This is a genomic window from Texcoconibacillus texcoconensis (genome assembly GCF_014202575.1).
GTDB lineage: Bacteria > Bacillota > Bacilli > Bacillales > Salisediminibacteriaceae > Texcoconibacillus > Texcoconibacillus texcoconensis.
In genome coordinates this window covers 25,964-48,158 of the sequence record NZ_JACHHB010000013.1, presented here as the reverse complement: position 1 = coordinate 48,158, position 22,195 = coordinate 25,964, and the positions used below count along the sequence as shown (strand labels likewise).

The following is a 22,195-nucleotide window of genomic DNA, read 5'->3' as shown; positions in this document are numbered from 1 at the left end:
CCACATTTACATATGAATCATTTATTTTTTACTTTTATTCAACACAAAGGCCAGTCGTAGTCACGACTGGCCTTCATGAATGTAAAGTGATTATGCAAATCTTGATGTAATCATTTTTTTACGTGTAAAGAATTCAACACCGTCTTTACCGTTAGCGTGTAAATCACCGTAGAAGGAATTCTTCCATCCGGAGAATGGGAAAAATGCCATTGGTGCAGGGATATTCACATTAACACCTAACATACCTGCTTCAATTGTTTCTCTAAATTGACGTACGGATTTACCACTTTCTGTATAAAGCACAGCGCCATTAGCAAACTCTGACTTGTTAGCGAGATCAATGGCTGCATCTAAATCTTTGACACGTACGATACTTAACACTGGCGCAAAGATTTCTTCTTGCCAAATCGTCATATCTTCATTAACATCATCAAAAATGGTCGCCCCAAGGAAATAGCCTTCATCTGTATCTTTTACATCTAAGCGACCATCACGAATCAATTTCGCTTTTTCTTCTACACCTAAGTCAATATACTTCTCAACACGGTCTAGGTGTGACTGGCGAATAACAGGCCCTAGGAATACATCATCATTCATTCCGTTACCCATTTTAATGTCGTTTGCTGCTGCTAGCAACTTCTCAACAAATTCATCTGCAACATCTTCTTGAACCGCAACAACTGAACATGCCATACAACGCTCTCCAGCACTTCCGAATGCTGATCCTATAATTCCTTGTACAGCAGTATCAAGGTTTGAATCTTCTAATACGATAGAATGGTTCTTCGCACCAGCTAGAGCTTGTACGCGCTTTCCGTTTGCTGCAGCATTCTTATAAATATATTCTGCTACAGGTTGAGATCCTACAAAAGAAATCGCTTTGATGTCTTCGTGATCTAAAACACCGTTTACAACGTCGTGCGCGCCATGAACAATGTTTAGGACGCCATCAGGTAAGCCAGCTTCAGTGAAGAGCTCTACTAACCTTTCAGCTAATAGAGGCGTACGCTCAGATGGCTTTAAGATAAATGTATTACCGCAAGCGATCGCTAATGGGAACATCCAACATGGTACCATCATCGGGAAGTTAAACGGTGTAATCCCACCTACTACTCCAACAGGATAACGATACATGGAAGATTCAATACCTGTTGCAATGTCTGGAAGGGTATCTCCCATCATCAATGTTGGTGCACCAGCAGCAAACTCCACACACTCTAAACCACGTTGAACTTCACCGCGAGCTTCTGCTAAGTTCTTACCATTTTCTAATGTGATGAGCTCGGCAAGCTCCTCATAATGTTCGAGGATTAATTGTTGGTACTTAAATAGGATTCTCGCCCGCTTTGGAACTGGTGTTTTACTCCAAGTTTTAAAAGCTTCACGAGCAACTTGGGCCGCTTGATCAACATCATCTTGGTTAGATAAAGGAACTTCCGCTAACGCTTCACCTGTTGCAGGATTTACAACAGTTTCTTTTTGTTGAGAAATAGGTTCTACCCATTGTCCATTTACATAGTTTTTTAATATTTTTGTTTTTGTAACCATTTATCGATCACTCCTAAATATCATTTATTTATTGATTGATAACGCTTTCTGAAAAATCATAAGTAAAGCAACGCTTATAAAGCTCGATGATTTCCTCTTGATTAGACACTTTTGGGTTGTTAGCAGGACTCCCAGAGTTGATCGCATCCTCGGCCATCTTTGGTAGTACCTCGCTGAACACATCTCCTTCTATTCCCCATCCCTTCAAATTAGGAATATCTAAATAACTACAAAGTTCTTTCACTTTAGATACAGCTAGTATCGCATATTCTTCTTCAGTCATCTTCTCGCCACGGTCGCAGAACATCTTTCCGATTGTAGCTAGACGCTCTACACAATCACTTTGACTGTATTCTAAAACCGCAGGTAACAACATTGCATTTGAAATGCCATGTGGCACATGGAACATCGCTCCAATTGGACGAGACATGCCATGCACTAAGCAAACCGAAGCATTTGAAAAGGCAATACCAGCTTGTAGAGAACCAATCGCCATTTTCTCTCTCGCTTCGTGATTGTTACCATTATCATAAGCTGTTTTAATATTTGGTAGAATATTTTCCATCGCCGCGATAGCGAAGGCATCTGTCATTGGATGTGCCTTTTTAGATATATAAGCTTCTATCGCATGACTTAAAGCATCAACCCCTGTTGCCGCTGTCACACTTTTAGGAACTGACATCGTTAACATAGGGTCAACAATAGCCACTGTCGGCATAAATGCCGGCTGTTTAATCATCATTTTAACATCAGTCTTTGTATTTGTAATAACAGTTACATCTGTTGCTTCAGAACCTGTACCTGCTGTTGTCGGTATCGCAATGTGAGGTGTCGGTTCGTGTTCAACAAGCCTTTTTCCACCCATAAACTCCCCGATATCCCCCGGGTTTGTTTTCAGTACAGCAATCGCTTTTGCCGTATCAATACAACTTCCTCCCCCTAGGGAAATGACAAATTCACAATCGTCTGATTGAAATTGCTTGAGTGCTTCATCAACAAACTCATCTGTTGGTTCTGAATGTACCCCTAAATACACAGAAGATTGAATATGGTGTTCAGCTAATAACTCTTTACACTTTTCTACATACCCTAATCCATCCATGATCTCGTCACTAATGATTAATGCTTTCTTTCCTAGAGGCGCTGAAACGTCACCTATTTTATGTAGTGAGTCACCTCCATAATGAATGGTGTTTGGCATTTGAATGCGGCATGAACCACGCAAGGAACCCCCTCCTTAAATAAAGTCACTCTATTAAGATGCAAACACCATGCCAATTGTTTCTGATAGTTTCTTTTTTTCTGTAAATTCGCGGCGCTTTCGCAAAAAAAAACGGATTTCTGATGAATAATAATCAAAAAAATCAAGACACGCCTGTGAAGAAGTGTCTTGATTACCCTACATTTAAAGGACATAGTGTAGGGTCTTTTGTCGGGTGAAACCGACATAATTATGTAATATGAAATTTTTTCAATTTATCATATAAAGTTGATCGATGAATACCTAACAGTTTAGCGGCTTGAGCTTTATTCCCATTTGTTTGTTTTAACGCTTTTAAAATATATTCTTTTTCTTCATCATTTTTATTTGATTTGAATTCATGGAACCAATCTTTCTCTGTTGAATGTTCAAATTTTGAAGCTGATGATGGTTCATTTTCCGTATGAATTTCAATAGGTAAATCTTGAGGGGAGATATGTTCCTTATCTACTAAGCTAACCAACTGTTCAATAATGTTCATCATTTCCCTTACATTCCCTGGCCAGTGATATTTCATCAGCATTGAAATTGCTGGTGCTGTAAATTGTTTTTGATTCGTTTCGTACTTTTGACAAACATCTTCTAGAATCTTCGCTAAAAGTAAACGAACATCACTCTTCCTTGCTCTAAGTGGCGGGATGTGGATAGGAATAATATTTAAACGATAATAAAGATCTTCTCGAAACTGATCTTCATTTATTAAGTCAAGCAAATTTTTATTCGTAGCTGCAACGATTCTCGCATTTGTTGGATAAGGTTTTATGCCTCCAACTCTTACTACTTCTTTTTCTTGTAACACTCTTAATAATTTTGATTGCATATGCAAAGGCATATCACCAATTTCATCTAAAAACAATGTCCCATGACTTGCTAATTCAATAAGACCTTGTTTTCCTCCCTTTTTAGCACCTGTAAAAGCACCTTCTTCATAACCAAATAGTTCTGCTTCTAATAGGTGTTCTGGAATTGCAGCGCAATTAATACTAACAAATTGTCCATCTGCATATGGACTTTGTTCGTGGATTGCTTTTGCAAACAATTCTTTTCCTGTACCACTTTCTCCAGTAATTAACACGGTCGCAAGCGTTTTTGATGCTTTCTGGGCAAGTCTCTTCGTGTTAACCAACGCTTCACTTTGGCCTATGATTTCGTCAAAATTCGTATTTGATTGATTTTGTTTATCTTTTTTTGAATCAACTTTCAACAATCGTTTTTCTGAATAATTTGTATTTTCTTCCAACTGATCGAGAATTTCATATAATTCGGACACACCTTCAAAAACGAGCATACCGATGGCTGCTACAACGGTACCACCTTCCCAAACAGGAATTCGATGAACGACCATTTTTTGACCTGCGATCGTTTGCAACTTCCCTCTTTCTGGTACCCCGGTCTCTAAGATGTGATGTAACCTCGTATTTTCTATCACATCCGTGACATAACGTCCTATTGCCTCTTCTTTTTTCACACCTAAAATACGACAATAAGCATCATTAAAATGAATAATGTCCCCGTTTTTATCAACAACAGCGACCCCTTCGTAAGCATGTTCCAAAATTGTTGTTAAAATGTTCGCTTCATATTGTTGAACACTCATCAAATCTTCCTCTCTTGGAATACTACTTATGTTCAGTATAATACATAAAGAGAAAGAAACGATACGCTTTTTGCCTACGACCTTTCAAGTAATCCTTATCTATCTAGCAGAAATAGGTTCAAAATAAAAATAAGAGACCATATTCATATGGCCCCCGACGATCTTAACTTTAAGCAACTGCCTTTTCTTTTTCAGTATTACGGTTGTAATAGAGTCGATACAATAATGAGCCGACCAATCCAATAAATGCCGAATAGCTAAGGACTTGATACAGGTAGGATGCTCCTGCATAGTCGATGATTACCCCGCCTAAACTTGACCCAACGACGCCAGACAAACCGAAAAACACAGAAATAAATAAGAGATGACCGGTCGCTTGTAATTCTTCTGGAATAATGCGATTAATAAATTGAAAGGCCGATAAATAAAAGATACCAAAGCAAATACCATGTAAAACTTGAATGAATAGAACAAATGTAGGATCGGGCGCTACAGTCATAAGCACCCACCTTAAGAAGTAAAGAGCTGCTGCTAGCGTCATAAAAGTCAATGGATGAAATTTCCTGAACCAATAAATACTAAATGCAAATACAGCCGCTTCCGTAACGACACCGATAAACCATGCCCAACCAATGAGCGTCTCCGTTCCACCAAGTTCTTGAATATAAATGCCAATAAATGTATCACTTGTTCGATGCGTGATCGTAATAAAAATAATCATCATTAAAAATAGCATTAATTTAGGCTCAATCAAAAGTTTAGCCGCATTTTTTAATTTAGCCGGTTTATTAGAGGGCTTGCGGTCTGGTGCATACCAACAAAATAAAAGTGCTAAGAGAGAGTAGAAGAAAAATACATAAAAAATGTATTCCAACCCGATCGCTGAAAGTATGTACCCACCAGCAAGTGAAGATATTCCGAAACCGAGTGATCCCCACATGCGGATGCTGCCAAAACTAACCCCCTCTTGAATGGAAACTTTTTGCGCGAGACTATCATTGAGGCCACCGACTGGAGACATAAATGAAAAAAATAAAAATACGAGGGGGATAAGCATAAGAAAGGAATTGAATTGAAAAACGAAAAAGCCGAATACCATGCCACCTGTAATACAGATCATAATTACTTTTTTCATTGTTTCCAGCCGGTCAGTTGTAAATCCCCAAAAAGGTTGCGCAAACATGGCAGCTAACGGGCCAACTGCCATCAATATACCAATTTCGCTATCAGATAAACCGGTATCTCGAAAATAAACGGGTAAATAACTAATGATGATCGTCATTGAAGAATGAAAGAAAAACAAAACCGCTTTCAAACGTGATATTTTATCTAACCCCATTTGCAAACACTTCCTATCCTCATTTACAAAAGCCAATCTCTTTCATAAACATACTCAGCTGCTAAATCAAAATAGACATACATCCCTTGACCAATTGGACAAGAATATGTACGTATACGCTCATTTGTTTCGATATCATGATACAAATCTGATAAAATCCCGGTCCTATGCTTTTCCATTTGTAATGTTTGCTTTAAAAAGAAAGGACGAAAACTCCAATTTTTCCCTTTCGCGTTTTCATCCGCAACCCATTTTCCATCATTGTTTTTTATCCAGTTAGCTGAACGTTGGTAACCGTCACTATAGCAAATATAAACACGAAACACCTCTGGATCAAATTGATATGCTAAATTTTCAGCCAATGTATCGGCATCTTCCTGTAGTTTCTGCTGATTAACTTTTTGAACGCGACGATCAAATTCTCTCGTTAAAGTCAACTGTTCTCTAATTTTATTTTGTTCAAATCGGATAAACGAACCGATCATTTCTTGTAATTTTACCCTTTGGCAATCTGGCGTTTGAAACGATTCATATGGCCGTTGTAAGTAGTGACCTTGCAAAAGTGAACCGCCGTGTCGCCACGCTACATGTAAGTGGGATAACTCAGAGATGCCTTCAAACATTAGAGTTGAACCAATTTTTCGAGCAAATAATCCCATTGTATCTAATACTTCTCGATAATAATGACCTACATCCTGATCATAACTAACAGCAATATTAACTTTAATGATCTCAGGCTCTAAAAAGGCAAATCGATTAATACTACTATTTTGGTAACTCACATCATCAATCGCAAGTTTGATGTTATAACTACGAAAATACTGAAACAATCGCTTGATATTTTCAATATCATAGTCAAATATAGTACTAAATTCTAAAACTAAATGTTGTAAGAATTCATCGCCACCTAGTTCTTGAAACAATTCAATCATACGCTCATGTACATCTAATGATAAGATGACATCGGTTGAGACATTTAAAAATAACAACCCTTCTTGAGCAGAAGATTTAAATTTCTGACACGCTTTTTGATAAACAACCTCAGTTACCGCCCACTTATATTCTACAGGGACCGTAGGGTCTGAAAAAAAGGGCTGTAAACTGACCATACCCTCCTTAGTTGGAAAGTGAGCGAGCACTTCATAACCAACAATGAGCTGTTGTTCTGCATTGAAAATCGGTTGAAAAAAAGGAACAACCTTTTCTTGATTCATAACAATATCCAATGGATCCATCATAACAAACTCCTTATAGGTGAACACATTCATTACATGATAGCACGCTTCCCAAGATTAGGAACAGTTCCTTCGTCAAACGAAAAGGTGACAAAAAAAGCATCTCAACAGCTGCGGCAACCATTGAGACGCTTATACATGCTTTATGGTTGAACGATCGTTTGAATGTGCGCCTTTAACTCGTTGAATTTTTGATTATAAACGTTCTCTTCAATAGCTGATTGATAAATCTGTTTGATTTCGTGGTACACATTGACCATTTCTTTTAAATGGTTTGTCGCTGTTTTGATATCCACCTTATAACGATCATTGATAGATGATAACGTATCAACGTATTCGGATTCAACACTTTCATCGATACAGCGATCAAACATATCGACCACTTCATCTTCACGCCTTGTCGGGTCAATAACGTGTGGCGCTGTTCCATCTAACATTGTGATACCGCGATCTGGTAAAACGACCATATCAACACTTACTGGATCTAAGGCACAAAAGTAAACATGAACATGTTCCCTATTTTCATATGCGTGATTTATAACTTTTTTCATTAACGTCGATTTACCACTACCAGATCTCCCTTTTATGATCAAGCGTTGCGATAAACCTTCAGTTAACTCGTTAATGAAATGAGTCGGCCCTTTTGATGTAGCTGCGCCAAAGAAACGCACTTCATATTGAGGCTTTTCTACCGGTGCTCTAGGTTCCTTGAAAATGCGCTTGATCGCTTCGTCAGCAATCCTGTCTGCTTCATACGTATCAAATGCTGACAAATAAATCTCTTCTTTTTCTTTATGAATCCGTTTCGCAGCCGAAAAGTGTTCGTACGCTTTTAACTGATGATGCCTCATCTCTACGAAATGATCGTGTAATTGATACCGGTTTGCTTTTATTTTATTTTCATTAACCACTTCATTGAAATCGATCGTATCACCATATAACTGTGGGAATTGATCACTGATTGGTGCAGTTAAAGGATCATGATAAATGAATAAAGCGTACGCCGGGACATATAAACCAACAAGGCGTTCTGCATCATCTGGACTTTTAATCTCATGGGTTTCAACATCTTTAAACTCATTTTCTACAAGAGAAGTTAACACCCGATCTACACCGGTACCAGGTGCACCTTTTAAAAACAGTGAATGGTCTGTTTTCTTCAATAAATCAGGAACTAATGTGTAAAAACCTTGACTTGTATGACCTTCAAGATGATAGGCAATATTGTTATTCATATACAACCGCCTTTACAGAGAGTTTTGTATCAGTGTATGCGCCTATACATAGAAGGTGACCGCATCATGTTTTTTCACAAAGGTTCACAAGTCGCTCGGCAAAATGATCAGCAAGTTTCGTTACACCAAGTTCTTCTTTATCTCTCCCATAATCAGGAGAATGAAAGTCAGATCCTCCTGTTATAAGTAAATCATTCCCAAGTTTATTTTCAATGTCTTGAACAATTTCTTCATAACGTTTCACTTGGTTTTCATCGTGATCTCGGTGATAGACTTCTACACCGTCTAACCCAAAATCCTTTACCCATTGTTCAATGCGGTCATCTAGATCATAATGGCCAGGATGGGCTACAATAGCATAGCCGCCTGCATTGTGAATGATTTCAATCGCTTCTTCTGGTGACCATTCTTTAGCCTTTGCAACGTAACACGGTTTCCCCTCAGCTAAATAACGATCAAACGCATCTTTAACAGATTGTACATAGCCCTTTTCCACCATCGCTTGACCAACATGAGGTCGGGCAATGACACTGCCATCCACGTGAGCCATGACGTCTTCTCTCGTTAATGGTACGCCATGCGCAGCACATTTTTTAACCATTTTTTCTAGTCTGTCTTCGCGCATTTTACGTTGTTCCTCTAAGGCTTTTAAAAATGCCTGATTGTCAATGTCGTAGCCATAACCAAGAATATGAACACTTTCCCCTCCCTCTTTCGTAGAAAATTCAATCCCTGGTATAAATATGAGGCCTCGTTTTTCTGCTGTTTTTTGCGCTTCTTTAACTCCACTTACAGTATCATGATCCGTGAGTGAAACGATTGTTAAACCATTATCAGCAGCAAGGTTCATTAATTTCGCTGGGTCATAAACCCCATCAGAGGCTGTTGAATGCATATGTAAGTCAGAAGAGTAAGGATGTTCGCTCACGTTAGATACCCCTTTCTTTCGATTATTTCCACCAATGATCATAAACAGTTACAGGCATCTGTCTTTTATGCTCACACATTTTGTAGCGCTTGGTCAATTTTTCAGCTACGTCTTCGGCGATCGACTTTCCTTCTAGAAAATCATCAATTTGATCGTAAGTAAACCCAAGGGCTTCTTCGTCAGGAAGGAGCGGCTGATCATCTTCTAAATCAGCTGTTGGTACCTTTTGATACATGGGTTCTGGACAACCTAATACCTTTAATAATAATTTCCCTTGTCGTTTATTCAAACCAAAAAGAGGTGCGATATCACATGCGCCATCACCAAATTTCGTATAAAAACCCGTTACAGCTTCAGCTGCATGATCAGTACCGACAACGAGGCAATTGTAATGTGCAGCAACGTCATATTGGGCTTTCATACGTTCGCGTGCTTTCGTATTACCTTTGACAAAATCACTCATCGTTTCATTTGTCGCTTTAGAAAATTGCTCGTAACTAGCATCAACGGCTGGTTTAATGTTTACGGTGACCCTTTGCTCTGGCGAAATATAATCAAGGCAATCTTGTGCATCATCTTCATCTAACTGCACGCCATAAGGTAAACGCATCGCAATAAACGTGTATGTTTTACTATTTTCTTCATTTAATTCATCTACAGCTAGTTGAACTAATTTGCCCGCTAACGTAGAATCTTGTCCACCTGAAATACCAAGCACAAAACCATTCAGTCCTGTATGCTTAACATAAGATTTTAAAAAGTCAATACGTTTTCGAATTTCATGATTTACGTCGATCGTTGACTGTACTTGCAATGTTTGAATAATATCTGATTGTGTAGTCATTCTCCTACCCCTTTCTTAGTGATCTTCCATACTATTGAAAACGATTGATTTGTTCAAGGCACCCTTCTTCTTTTAACACTTGTAATTGTCGTTCACCAAGAAGGTCAAAGTGTGGAAAATCTTCACGCATGTGAATCCATTCTGGTTTTAGGCCATATTGACGTCCCCACTTCTTTAAAACGTCCATATTACTGCAAGCTACTTTCGTGACTGTGCGCAATTCAGGAAAGCGTTCGTCATACCAATAATGAGTCAAAATCGCGATGTTTCCTGACCTCGCTCGGCTTTTCCATTGCTCTAATTCATGCTTTTTTATTCCAAATGCCATAACGATCTCCTTTGAGTCATCAATTATGATTATTGTACCATGTATCCTTATCGTTAAATCAACGGATACGAGGACAATTGTTAAGTAATCTCACAATGTTTCTTAGTAAAGATGGACCAACTGACAGTTGGCCCACCTTTACTTATGTTATACTCTCCCATTTTGACGATCAGATTTTTCATCGGCAATTTCTTCTTTAAAACTCTCAATACTTTGTCTGCGACGCTGGTTTTTTTGTTTAATTTGTTGACGCTCGCTTTCCTTCATCGATGAGTGCTCAAGTATCTCATTAGCAGCTTCAATATTATGCTCAGTATTTTTCACCATATCTTCAAGTCGTTCAACATTATTCATGCGATTATCCTTTTTTGCCATTGTCACATACCTCCTTCGCTGATTTCATACTTTATTATCGCGCGATTGATATAGACAATGTGTAGGAATCACTGGGAGTTAAGATGTGGTGACTTTCTTGTTGGCCTCATATACTTCATGCCAATCTGGGAACACACGTCTTAATGGCACTGGGCGGAACGAATCTTTTTTTACACAAACGTGATCAGTTGTCCCAAATGCACAAACATCACCATTTTGGTTCGTTATTTCATACCCATAAGTTGTTTGCACACCTGTATACTGCTCAATCCAAGTTTTTACTAAAATCGTTTCACCATATTTTGCAGGGTGTTTGTACGATAAATTGACATTTGTTACAGGTGCTAATATCCCAGATTCCTCCATATCTTGATAGCGAAATCCTAAGTCATTTATGAGTTGAGTACGCCCCATTTCACACCAAATAAGGTAATTCGCATGGTACACAACACCCATTTGGTCAGTTTCTGCGTAACGAACTTGCACATTTGTTGTAGAAATTTTCATTATTTCATGTCCCCTCTCGTGAATATTGAGTGGGTAAAATCATCCTTTTGTAATAAAGAGAACTTATCTTCATTAACTGAAATTGATTCATTCACCACCCGTTCAGCCTGCATTTTGATCGCTGATTGCACGATGTCTCGAGCAAGACGACCGTTCCCACTTGTATGTTGATGTGAAAATTTGCTCAGTAAAGTTTGTTTTGCTTCTTCAGTGATCATATAGCCAAATTGTTGAACATTTTGTTCGACAATGGCAACCATCTCTTCAGCTGAGTAATCAGGAAAGAAAAAGGTATTTTTGAAGCGGGAACTTAACCCTGGGTTTGTTTGAAATAAGTGCTTCATTTCGTCTGAATATCCCGCTAAGATCACAACGAGATTTTCTCTATGAGCACTCATTTCCTCAACAAGCGTATCGATCGCTTCCTTTCCAAAGTCTTGTCCACTTTCGCTCGCTAAAGAATACGCCTCATCAATAAACAGCACACCGCCTAAGGCCTCACGAATCTTTTGTTTTGTTTTTATCGCTGTTTGTCCTACGTAGCCAGCGACGAGGTCACTTCGACCTGCAACAACAAGGTGACCCCGTTTTAGTAAATCGAACTCATATAAAATTTGCGATAAAATACGTGCGACCGTTGTTTTTCCTGTCCCTGGATTGCCAGTGAAAACACTATGTAATTCGATTGGAACAGTCGGCAATCCTTGTTCTCTGCGACTTTTTTGCACGCGTACGAAAGAAGCAAGTTGTTCAACTTCGCGTTTCACGTTTGTTAAACCAACTAAATCATCGAGCATTTGCTTTCCATTTTGCTCCCTTTGCTCTTCGTCATCCATGAGAAAGTCTTCAGATTCAAGAAGCGTAAACGCATCGTCATTAAATTGATGATTTTCTGCCACCTTTGCGCCCTTTTGGAAAATTGCATCCATAATAATATTTTTTACGCTACGGGCATTTCCGAATAATTCATCAACTTGCTCTTTTTCTATTCGTTGTTTTAAAGCATAACGTGATTTTTCAGATATATGAAAGTCATTATCAAGTGCGATTTGATCACCAATTTCTAAAAGCTCGTCAATGCTGTAGTCAGGCAAGTGAATCATATTTGATTCGGGAAAACGGCTTCTTAATCCTGGATTACTACGAATAAACGTGCGTATCTCTTCTGGGTAGCCTGCAAGAATAACAGCAAAACGCCCAGCGTATTCACCACTTGTCATCGCAGCAACAAGCGTATCAATCGCTGTTTGACCAAAATCATTACCACTACTTCCTTCACGTTTTAAACTGTAAGCCTCATCAATAAACAACACACCGCCAACTGCTTGTTTGATCACTTCCATCGTCTTTTCTTCTGTCTGCCCAACATAAGATCCGACAAGATGAGAACGATCCACCTCTAACACATTTTCACTAGGTAAAACACCTAATTCATAATATATATTTGCTAAAAGTCGCGCCAATGTCGTTTTCCCTGTACCTGGGTTACCCGTTAAAACCATATTTAAGCTCACATCATCATTAAAGCGATACCCACGTTTTTCACGTTCACGACGATAATATAAATAATGATAGTATTGATAAATTCGATTTTTTACATCTGCAAGGCCGATCATCTGTTCCAACGTTCGTAAGGCACCTCCCCCCTCTTGTTGCTCGGGAGAAAAGTCTTGAACTGCTTTGTACCAAGTCGTTTGTAAGATTTCTACCTCATCAATTGCTTTGACCATATTCACTAAATAATCTTTAGAATAATAAATCCCAGAAATGGATGAACGAAATGCATGTGCTGCTTCATATAAGCTAGATGCCTGTTCTTTTAACTCATCCAACGTTGAAATCAACATTTGAAATTGATCTAAATCTTCATGTTGATTAAGTATTTCGCTGGAAGATTTTCCTCTTTTCAAGCGAAACCTTAACGCTTCATATGTTTGAAAAAACTCATCAAGAACGGTAAGCGTTTCATCTACGGTTGCTTTTTTTGTATTGGCGTTATCCGTTTGTCGAATATGGCGTAACGGCTGGGATAGAACTGTTTCTGGAAGTTGATTAGAAACCATTTTTATATTAACCCAATGATAGTCATCCGTCCTTCCCCACATTGATTCAGCCAACGTTAGCCAATCTGTTACTTTCTCATCTTCTAATTGCAAGCGCTCAAATCGCGCATAAGCAGCATATGTATAAAGTTTCTCAAACACCTCTTGTTCTATATGATCATCACGACCACTTTGATCTAAATGTTCAACGTCATACATCCACCTCATCACTTCGGTTTCCTTAGGGGGGTTCGCAAGGTCCCATTTAGAGAGTGCGTCCTTAACCTCTTCCCACGTCATTGTGTTTCGATCTCGTTCTTGCATTTAAGAACCTCCTTACTCAGGCAACTTAAAGTCGACGTGTTGACACACTTTTCATACATATTAAAGTATAACGAAAGAGTATGTTTTCAAATCATCGACGTCATTTTAATTTTAATGTACAAACCTATACTACAGTTGTATAATGAATACGTTATATTTTGAACATCCAGGAATTAAAGGAGCCCATCATGTATAAAAAAATCTTTGTTGCATTCCTTTATGTTGCAATCGCATTACTTATTTATCTTTTTCACGAACCACTTCTTGATTGGGTACACAATAATGACGGTGAATACGTCGTATTGACGACTATCATCGCAACAACAATGTCTCTATTTCCAGTTATCCCTTACCCCATTGTCGGCGGTGTCATCGGTGCAGTTTACGGATCAGCTTTAGGGGGATTAGTCACTTGGCTCGGTTCCACTTTTGCATCACTAATTATGTTTATATTCGTTCGTTACTGGTTTCAAGACATTGGCGTTCAATTATTGCACCGTTATCAAACACTCGGAAAAATTACACTTTTGTTCGAAAGAAACGCCTTTATGACCATTTTCGTAACAAGATTAATTCCTATTATACCATCGATTATTATTAATGTTTATTCTGCAATGAGTCGTATTGGTTTTGCCGCTTATGCAATTGCCTCTTCATTAGGGAAAATTCCTGCGATGATTCTATTTGCAGTCATCGGTGAACTTGTGATGACAAATCCAACCGATATTCTTATGACGATCGGAATATATGGAAGTTTCTTAGCCGTCGTCTATACTGGTTATCGATTATGGAAAAAGCATGTTGAACGTACAGTTGTTCCAACAAAATCATATGAATCACATTAAACCGCAACAAAAAAGCCTGTTCCTTCTGTTTTATTTTAAACAGTGGAACTAGGCTTTTTTGTTTTGCCCCCATTTGTTGAAGAAGCGACATGTTAATGCAAACAATGCCCCTAAAAAAGCACCTAATGTATTTAAAATTAAATCATCTACATTAGCAACTCGCTGTGTGAACAGAAACTGATTTACTTCAATAAACAGCGATACGAAAAAACCTAAAATTGTCACAAATAATAACGGCCACTTTATTTTAAATAAGTGAGTCATAAAAAAACCTAAAGGAAAAAACAACAACACATTTCCTAATAAAATAATAAGTGGGTCAATATAAGTTGGACTAAAAACAGCAATCCGATAAATACTTAATCCCGGTACAAGGTTATAATTTCGTCCACCTGGCCCTTCATCTCCTAATGAAGCCCCATGATTCCATGCAAATAACGTGATATAAAATAAGAAAAGTACATAGACAATGAAGCATATCATGATAAATTTGCGTTCGGAAAGAATAAGCCAAAATATGCGTTTTCTCATCGATGAAATTTTCAACACCCCGCTGGTGACATTCATATGTATTTAATTATCTTATGAACGATGGACAAACGCAAGTATAAAAAGCAGGTTACAAACTTTTTTCATGTTCGTTTTTAGTGTTCCTATTGATTTTACGCCCGATCATTCTCTCATCTATACACTTTACCGTCGTTCATTTTTGACTCGCAACCAGGGAGATAACAAACTTGCTGAAAGTTTTAGAAAATTAAACTGACTAAAAAAATGCACAGTTTTAAAAACTGTGCGTATGAAAAGCTATTCACCATGTGTAGGGATATAATTTGGCTTTTCATTTGATTTCATCGCCATTTTCTTACCTTTGTTCAAGTCGCTTTTGACTGGTTGTGTTCCAGGATGGTCTGGACGATAGCGTGCACTTTTATTTTGTGAGCTCATATGAATTCCCCCCTCTCTTTCACCTAAAATTAGGCATGGAGTGAAGAAGAGTCGTCATCGTTTAAGCGTTTTAAACGAGCTTCATGCTTCTCATCAAGTCTCTTTTCAATCTCTCGCATTAATTCAGGGTCATTCCAAAGTCTTTGTCTATATTCTGCGACGAGGTCATCAAAACGTTGTTTTTTACGATTGCTCATAGTTATCACCTCTTATATCCGTTACAGTTATCTTCGCCGACTTTGGAATGTTTCATACCTTTATTATGCATTTTGTTTTTCGTTTTCGTTTGTATACGGACACAAATACACTGATCCGCTATTATCTAATGTCAGAAAGAAACATTCTGATGGGTCATTCAGGCCGTGACGTTGTAATTGTTCATAAAGCCATGTGCGATCGCGCACCTTGTTCAAATTTGTATCAATAACATGCCCATCTTGGATAAGCACTGTTGGATAACCTTTCGATTGTGGATATTGACCAATGTCATTAGGTGATAATGAATCATATTGACTCTTTTTAATCACACTAATTTGACCACTTGATTCTAGAACCGCATAATCGACTTCATTTAAATCAACTGCACTGTTTAAACGTAAATCCATTAAAAGTGACTCCATTGTAATTTTGGCCTTACGAAGTTCCTTGTGCAGTATTTGGCCATTTTCAATTAAAACTAATGGCTCATCTTCAATAATACGGCGAAATCGAGGTGTTTTTAAGGCCAAATAGGAAAGGAACAAATGGGTTCCTCCAATCAAAGCAGCTGCGGCAAAAGGTCCTGCTAATTCTGTGTCTCCATCCGCTAAAGGTTCACCAAGGACATCCCCGATAATAACGCCAAATAAGAAATCGAGGGGATGAATATTGCCAATTGTACGTTGACCAAGAACCTTTATAAGAACAAAAACATAAATATAGACGATTGCCGCCCTAATGACATAACCATAAACTGGGAGATCTTCTGCCCCAGTCCAAAAATCAAACACAACCGCCACACCCTTTCATCGACCTTACAACCACAATGTTTAAGTGACTGTTAATCGTTTCGCATTTTTTCAACTTCAACTTCTGCATATGATCTTGGATGATTGTTTTTACCTTGCTTTTTCTTATTTTCGTTTCTTTGTGCATTGGGATTTCCCTTTTTTTGTCGCCCCATGTTCATACCTCCTTTAGATGATCTAATCGTAGTGTTTTTGTTTTTGTTTAAATTATGTATCAAATACGGTACGTGAAATATTAATGACCCTAAAAATAAAACGTTGGTGTTAAATAACCAACGTTTTTTAGTCATGACATATATTCATACAATGTCCTCTAGTTTTGTAATGCTTGTTTGAAGTCACCCCAAAGGTCTTCTACATGCTCTAATCCTACGGACAACCTTAAAACACGATCAGTGATTCCTCTTTCCTCTCGTTCAAATTCAGGCATTGACGCATGAGACATCTTCGCAGGATAAGATAGAATCGATTCAACTGCACCTAGGCTGACAGCAAAAACAGGGATATCCATTTTCTCAATAAATTGGTTAACGTCTTGGTCTTCGCTTAATTCAAAGGAAAACACAGCACCTGGTCCTTCAGATTGCCTACGATGAATATCGTAACCTTCATGTGAGCGAAGGCCAGGATAAAAAACACGTGCTACATTCGGATGTGCTTGCAACCTCTCTGCTAATTGCATCGCAGTTTTACTTGCATAATCCATTCTTACGTGCAACGTTTTTAAACCACGCATGATAAGCCAGCAATCATGTACACTAAGAACAGCTCCTAACGTGTTTTGCAAAAAATGAATCCTCTCCGCCAATTCCGGGCTGTTTGTTACTGCTAAACCTGCAACACAGTCACTATGGCCACCGATAAATTTCGTGGCACTATGTACGACAATGTCCACACCTTGATTAAGTGGACGGTGTAATGCTGGGGTCATAAATGTATTATCATGGATCGTATAGCAGTCATGCTCTTTAGCTAAGCGGACGAGTTGTTCCACATCTGTTACTTTCATTGTTGGATTCGATGGTGTTTCAATATATACTGCTTTCGTATTAGGACGGAATGATTGAGCAACTTCATTTAAATTCGTCATGTCTACAAACGTAATGTCAACTCCTTGCCTTCCTAATACTTCAGTTACGAGACGATACGTTCCACCATAAACATCTTTTGTAACAAGTAGGTGATCACCTTGTGAGAATAACATTAAAACTGTAGAAATTGCCGCCATACCAGAAGAGAAAGCAAATCCGTCTGTGCCCTCTTCTAAATGGGCAATCGCTTTCTCCAAGCTCTGCCTCGTTGGGTTGTTCGACCTCGCATAGTCAAACTCTCCAAATTCGTTTACATCGTATTGATGAAACGTTGATGCTGGTTGAATAGGTACGCTTACTGCCCCTGTCGTCGGATCAGTCGCTCCTTTATGATGAAGTAATTCAGTTTGCCATTCATGATTCAACTTTACAACCATTATGAATCCCCTTTCTAACCGGTTATTCGTTCATTGCGTTATCTAACGACTGGGTTAAATCATTAACAAGGTCATCACTTGATTCAATACCTACAGATAAGCGCAATAAACGATTACATATACCATTTTTTAACCGAACTTCCTCATCCATATCAGCGTGTGTTTGTGTTGCAGGGTATGTCATCAAACTTTCCACACCACCCAAACTTTCAGCAAACGAGATCGTTTGTAAATGAGCTAAAATTGATGCAACCCAACCTTCGTTATAAACACGAAATGAAATCATTCCACCTCTTCCTGGGTAAAGCACTTCATTGACCGCTTCGTGAGCTTGTAAATGCTTTGCGATCTTCTGCGCATTTTCTTCATGTTTTTCAATACGAATCGAAAGTGTTTTCATCCCTCGAATTAAAAGCCAACAGTCCATCGGTGATAAAATCGCACCTATGCTGTTTTGATAATAAGCAATTCGTTCTGAAAGTTCTTCTCCTTTGGAAACAATCAACCCTGCGATGATATCATTATGTCCAGCTAAATATTTCGATGCACTATGAATAACAATGTCTGCACCTTTCTCTAGTGGACGCTGAATGATTGGCGTGTAGAAAGTATTATCAACAATGAGAAGTAAATCGTTCTCTTTTGCTAAACACGCAAATGCATGAAGATCAGCTTCTTGCATGAGCGGGTTTGTCGGTGTTTCAATAAAGATGGCTTTTGTTTTTTGGCTGATCATCTCTTCAAATGCTTCAATGTTTTGCACATCAACATATTTAAAATGAATGCCCCACTTACTCCAACCTTCCTCAAACAAACGATATGTACCACCGTACAAATCTGAAGAAACGAGCAGTTCATCTCCTACTTCAAATAATGATAAAACGGTATGAACAGCAGCCATACCTGACGAACACGCAAATCCACAATCACCGTTTTCAAGGCGCGCAATCCCATCCTCGAGTATCGACCTTGTCGGGTTTCCAGTTCGGGAATAATCGTACCCAGTTGATTCACCTAGTTTCGGGTGACGGAAAGTACTTGAAAGGTAAACGGGTGTACTAATTGATCCTGTGCTTTCTTCACTTCGGTTTCCAATCTGAACGAGCTTTGTTTCTAAATCCAGTTCCTTCATCATTAATCACCTCTTGTGCACGTTTAGTTGCAATGACAAACTAGAAATGTGATGAGCGCTAGCATGCACTAGAGGCTAGCACATTAAATACACGACCATAATAAAAATAAAAATTTAGTAGAATGAACTACAGTGACATCAATTTGTTATACAATAATAAGCCCATCCCCCTGCTTCCTAATAAGAAGAAGGGGATGGGCTTCACACTTTACTGAGCTCTCTTCTCCTTATCTGTCAGACTGATAAGCAATCTGTAGGACTTAGCACCTGACCAGAAGTCCATTTTCCGGCTGGTTGCTGAGACTTCATTGGGCCTTTCCCTCCATCTCTCAAGATAAGAACATGATAAATATCCACTTTTTAATAATATATATGTATGGTAACTTATATTGTTTGAATTTTCAATAGATTTTTTCTTTTTCAAAAATATAAACCAGGCTCCAATAAATGGAGCCTGGCCTAGCCATAAAACTTATTGTTGCGGCTGTTTTTCTTCAGCTAATTTATTTCTTAGTACCATCTGCAAGATACCACCGTGACGGTAGTAATCAATTTCGACATCACTGTCAAATCGAACGATTGCATCAAACGATGTTTCTTTACCTGTTTCAGGGTCTTTCGCATCGACACGGACGATATCACGTGGACGGATGTCATCTGAAACATGAACATCAAATGTCTCTTTACCAGTGAGCCCTAGTGAATCTGCACTTTCACCTTCTTTAAATTGCAGCGGTAACACACCCATGAGCGCAAGATTACTACGGTGAATTCTCTCAAAGCTTCCCGCAATAACTGTCTTAATGCCGAGTAGGTTTGTACCTTTTGCTGCCCAGTCACGTGAGCTTCCCATTCCGTAATCATGACCTGCTAAAACAACAAGCCCTGTGTTGTCTTCACGATACTTCATTGCCGCGTCATAAATACTCATGACATCGCCTGTTGGCCAATATGTTGTATAGCCACCTTCTGTACCTGGTGCAAGTTGGTTCTTAATACGAATGTTCGCGAATGTACCACGCATCATCACTTCATGGTTACCACGACGAGAACCGTACGAGTTAAATTGCGCAGGAGATAGACCTTTTTCAATTAAGTATTGTCCTGCTGGACTATCTTTTGCAATCGATCCAGCTGGTGAAATATGGTCTGTTGTAACAGAATCTCCTAACTTCGCTACTGCACGCAACGACTGAAGCGGTTCAACGTTGTCTGGTGTCGGTGATAGATTTTCAAAGAATGGAGGGTTTTGAATATACGTTGATTCAGAATCCCATTTATATAGGTCCTCATCCGTTGTTTCAAGCTTGTTCCATTCCTCATTATCATCAAACACACGTTCATACTCTGATTTAAATAGTTCTGGTGTAACAACTTCTTCCATTGTTTTTTGGATCGTTTCATTCGATGGCCAAATGTCGTTGAAGTAAACAGCTTTTCCATCTTTATCGTGACCGATTGGTTCATTAAGCAAGTCAATGTCAACTGTACCTGCTAATGCATAAGCAACAACCAATGGTGGTGAAGCAAGGTAGTTTGCTTTTACAAGCGGATGGATACGTCCTTCAAAGTTTCGGTTACCACTTAAAACTGACGAAACGACCAAATCATTATCCGCTAACGCTTCTTCAATTTCATCTGGAAGCGGACCACTATTACCAATACAAGTTGTACACCCGTACCCAACAAGGTTGAATCCAAGTTGATCTAAGTATGTCATAAGGCCAGAATCTTCTAGATAACGTGTAACAACTTTTGAACCAGGTGCAAGGCTCGTTTTCACATACTCTGGAACATCGAGGCCTTTTTCAACGGCATTCTTTGCAAGTATACCTGCACCAAGCATAACATGTGGATTCGATGTATTCGTACAGCTAGTGATCGCTGCAATCGCTAAAGAGCCTGTTGTCAATGTTGACTCTTTACCGTTTGGATGCTTCACTTCTACAGACTGTTCAACTTCATTTTCTTGGAGTCCGAAGCCTTTGTTACCAGTCTCAGCAGTAAGTGCATTTCTAAATTCTTTTTGCATTTTAGATAAAGGTACTAAGTCTTGTGGACGTTTTGGACCTGATAAGTTTGCTGCCACTTCTGACAAGTCTAACTCAATGACCTTCGTAAACTGAGGGTCTGCTTGATCAGGAGAGTAGAACAAGTTATTCGCTTTAGAATAAGCTTCAACTAATTGAACTTGCTCTTCACTACGTCCAGTTAAACGCATGTAATTTAATGCTTCTTCATCGACAGGGAAGAAACCACATGTCGCTCCGTATTCAGGCGCCATATTTGAAATCGTTGCACGATCTGCTAGTGGCATATTTTTAAGTCCCGGACCGAAGAATTCAACGAATTTTCCGACGACATTATGTTCACGCAATACTTGCGTTACTTTCAACGCTAAGTCTGTCGCTGTTGCTCCCTTTTGCAATTCACCTGTAAATTTCATACCAATTACATCTGGTACAGGGAAATAAGAAGGCTGTTGAAGCATACCAGCTTCCGCTTCGATACCACCAACACCCCAGCCAAGAACACCGAGGCCGTTAATCATCGTCGTATGCGAATCAGTACCGACGAGCGTATCAGGGTAAGCGACCGGCTGGCCATCCTCATCTTCACCTTCATGAACAACATTCGCTAAATACTCTAAGTTCACTTGGTGCACAATACCCGTCGCTGGTGGTACAGCACGGTAATTGTCTAATGACTTTTGTGCCCAGTTTAGGAACTTGTAACGTTCCTCATTTCGCTCAAATTCTAGTTCCATGTTACGAAGGAGCGATTCAGGACTTCCGAAATCATCAACTTGTACTGAGTGGTCTACGACGAGGTCAACTGGAATTGCTGGGTTGATCTTTTTCGGATCACCGCCTAAGTCCGCCATCGCTTTTCTTAATGAAGCGAGATCGACAACCGCTGGAACACCCGTGAAGTCTTGCAAAATGACACGCGATGGTTTGAACGGTACATCGACGTCACCTTTTACTTCATCAGTTCCCCATTTGCTCAAGTTTTCAACATGCTCTTTTTTAATCACCTTGCCATCATACTGGCGAAGAACTGATTCCAATAGTACTCGAATTGAGTACGGTAAGTTGGAAACGTTTGCAACACCGGCGCGCTCTAGCGCTTTTAGGTCATAATAACGATACGTTTTTCCATTCACTTCAAAAGACTGTGCTGCATCATACAATGAATTATTTTCGTTTCCCATTAGTATCCCCTCCTTCAC

General features: G+C 39.0%; 21 protein-coding genes and 1 riboswitch. Of the genes, 1 reads left to right on the top strand and 20 read right to left on the bottom strand.

Going from position 1 to position 22,195, the window contains the following annotated elements:
* Positions 1-90 precede the first annotated feature (90 nt).
* From HNQ41_RS13190 to HNQ41_RS13135, 12 genes are all read right to left on the bottom strand, one after another.
* Positions 91-1,548 carry a CoA-acylating methylmalonate-semialdehyde dehydrogenase gene (locus HNQ41_RS13190; RefSeq protein ID WP_184664901.1) on the bottom strand — a complete coding sequence of 486 codons (1,458 nt, stop codon included), beginning with the start codon at positions 1,546-1,548 and terminating at the stop codon, positions 91-93.
* A 28-nt stretch (positions 1,549-1,576) separates the two neighbouring features.
* Positions 1,577-2,749, bottom strand: a complete 1,173-nt coding sequence (locus HNQ41_RS13185) for an iron-containing alcohol dehydrogenase (RefSeq protein ID WP_184664947.1) — start codon at positions 2,747-2,749, stop codon at positions 1,577-1,579.
* Between the two features lie 250 nt (positions 2,750-2,999).
* Positions 3,000-4,406: a sigma-54 interaction domain-containing protein gene (locus tag HNQ41_RS13180; RefSeq protein ID WP_184664900.1), complete on the bottom strand. Its 1,407-nt coding sequence runs from the start codon at positions 4,404-4,406 to the stop codon at positions 3,000-3,002.
* Between the two features lie 169 nt (positions 4,407-4,575).
* A complete protein-coding gene (locus tag HNQ41_RS13175; RefSeq protein ID WP_184664899.1) occupies positions 4,576-5,745 on the bottom strand; it encodes an MFS transporter in 1,170 nt (389 codons plus the stop codon).
* Between the two features lie 23 nt (positions 5,746-5,768).
* A complete protein-coding gene (locus HNQ41_RS13170; protein WP_184664898.1) occupies positions 5,769-6,980 on the bottom strand; it encodes an EAL domain-containing protein in 1,212 nt (403 codons plus the stop codon).
* A gap of 143 nt (positions 6,981-7,123) precedes the next feature.
* Entirely contained in the window at positions 7,124-8,215 is a 1,092-nt protein-coding gene (locus HNQ41_RS13165) for a P-loop domain-containing protein (RefSeq protein WP_184664897.1), read from the bottom strand.
* Positions 8,216-8,279: 64 nt separating this feature from the next.
* A complete protein-coding gene (locus HNQ41_RS13160; protein WP_343043369.1) occupies positions 8,280-9,143 on the bottom strand; it encodes a PHP domain-containing protein in 864 nt (287 codons plus the stop codon).
* Positions 9,144-9,165: 22 nt separating this feature from the next.
* Positions 9,166-9,987: an ammonia-dependent NAD(+) synthetase gene (nadE, locus tag HNQ41_RS13155; RefSeq protein ID WP_184664895.1), complete on the bottom strand. Its 822-nt coding sequence runs from the start codon at positions 9,985-9,987 to the stop codon at positions 9,166-9,168.
* A gap of 31 nt (positions 9,988-10,018) precedes the next feature.
* The gene (locus HNQ41_RS13150; protein WP_184664894.1) at positions 10,019-10,315 is read right to left on the bottom strand and encodes a hypothetical protein; all 297 of its coding nucleotides are present in this window, start codon (positions 10,313-10,315) and stop codon (positions 10,019-10,021) included.
* Between the two features lie 147 nt (positions 10,316-10,462).
* Positions 10,463-10,690: a small acid-soluble spore protein Tlp gene (tlp, locus tag HNQ41_RS13145; protein ID WP_184664893.1), complete on the bottom strand. Its 228-nt coding sequence runs from the start codon at positions 10,688-10,690 to the stop codon at positions 10,463-10,465.
* Between the two features lie 78 nt (positions 10,691-10,768).
* Complete coding sequence (locus HNQ41_RS13140; RefSeq protein ID WP_184664892.1) at positions 10,769-11,197, bottom strand: acyl-CoA thioesterase; 429 nt, start codon at positions 11,195-11,197, stop codon at positions 10,769-10,771.
* A complete protein-coding gene (locus HNQ41_RS13135; RefSeq protein WP_184664891.1) occupies positions 11,197-13,563 on the bottom strand; it encodes an AAA family ATPase in 2,367 nt (788 codons plus the stop codon). Before HNQ41_RS13135 ends, HNQ41_RS13140 begins: the two co-directional genes overlap by 1 nt.
* A 188-nt stretch (positions 13,564-13,751) precedes the next feature.
* On the opposite strand from HNQ41_RS13135, the gene HNQ41_RS13130 reads away from it, so the two are divergent.
* On the top strand, positions 13,752-14,408 hold the full coding sequence (locus HNQ41_RS13130; RefSeq protein ID WP_184664890.1) for a TVP38/TMEM64 family protein: 657 nt from the start codon (positions 13,752-13,754) through the stop codon (positions 14,406-14,408).
* Positions 14,409-14,456: 48 nt separating this feature from the next.
* Here the strand turns inward: HNQ41_RS13130 and HNQ41_RS13125 are convergent, their stop codons facing one another.
* The 8 genes from HNQ41_RS13125 to acnA all read right to left on the bottom strand — a co-directional run bounded on the left by HNQ41_RS13125 (position 14,457) and on the right by acnA (position 22,177).
* Positions 14,457-14,939 (bottom strand): VanZ family protein, encoded by a 483-nt coding sequence (locus HNQ41_RS13125; protein WP_184664889.1) that lies wholly within the window; start codon positions 14,937-14,939, stop codon positions 14,457-14,459.
* Between the two features lie 276 nt (positions 14,940-15,215).
* Positions 15,216-15,356 (bottom strand): small acid-soluble spore protein N, encoded by a 141-nt coding sequence (sspN, locus tag HNQ41_RS13120; RefSeq protein WP_184664888.1) that lies wholly within the window; start codon positions 15,354-15,356, stop codon positions 15,216-15,218.
* A 29-nt stretch (positions 15,357-15,385) separates the two neighbouring features.
* Complete coding sequence (locus HNQ41_RS13115) at positions 15,386-15,553, bottom strand: FbpB family small basic protein (RefSeq protein WP_184664887.1); 168 nt, start codon at positions 15,551-15,553, stop codon at positions 15,386-15,388.
* A 63-nt stretch (positions 15,554-15,616) separates the two neighbouring features.
* Positions 15,617-16,345: a YetF domain-containing protein gene (locus HNQ41_RS13110; RefSeq protein WP_184664886.1), complete on the bottom strand. Its 729-nt coding sequence runs from the start codon at positions 16,343-16,345 to the stop codon at positions 15,617-15,619.
* A 50-nt stretch (positions 16,346-16,395) separates the two neighbouring features.
* Complete coding sequence (locus tag HNQ41_RS16805; protein WP_281394023.1) at positions 16,396-16,518, bottom strand: hypothetical protein; 123 nt, start codon at positions 16,516-16,518, stop codon at positions 16,396-16,398.
* Positions 16,519-16,676: 158 nt separating this feature from the next.
* Entirely contained in the window at positions 16,677-17,831 is a 1,155-nt protein-coding gene (locus HNQ41_RS13105) for an aminotransferase class I/II-fold pyridoxal phosphate-dependent enzyme (protein ID WP_184664885.1), read from the bottom strand.
* A 22-nt stretch (positions 17,832-17,853) separates the two neighbouring features.
* Positions 17,854-18,963 (bottom strand): methionine biosynthesis PLP-dependent protein, encoded by a 1,110-nt coding sequence (locus tag HNQ41_RS13100; RefSeq protein ID WP_184664884.1) that lies wholly within the window; start codon positions 18,961-18,963, stop codon positions 17,854-17,856.
* 224 nt (positions 18,964-19,187) lie between these two features.
* Positions 19,188-19,304, bottom strand: a riboswitch (SAM riboswitch).
* A 131-nt stretch (positions 19,305-19,435) separates the two neighbouring features.
* Positions 19,436-22,177: an aconitate hydratase AcnA gene (gene acnA, locus HNQ41_RS13095; RefSeq protein WP_184664883.1), complete on the bottom strand. Its 2,742-nt coding sequence runs from the start codon at positions 22,175-22,177 to the stop codon at positions 19,436-19,438.
* Positions 22,178-22,195 lie beyond the last annotated feature (18 nt).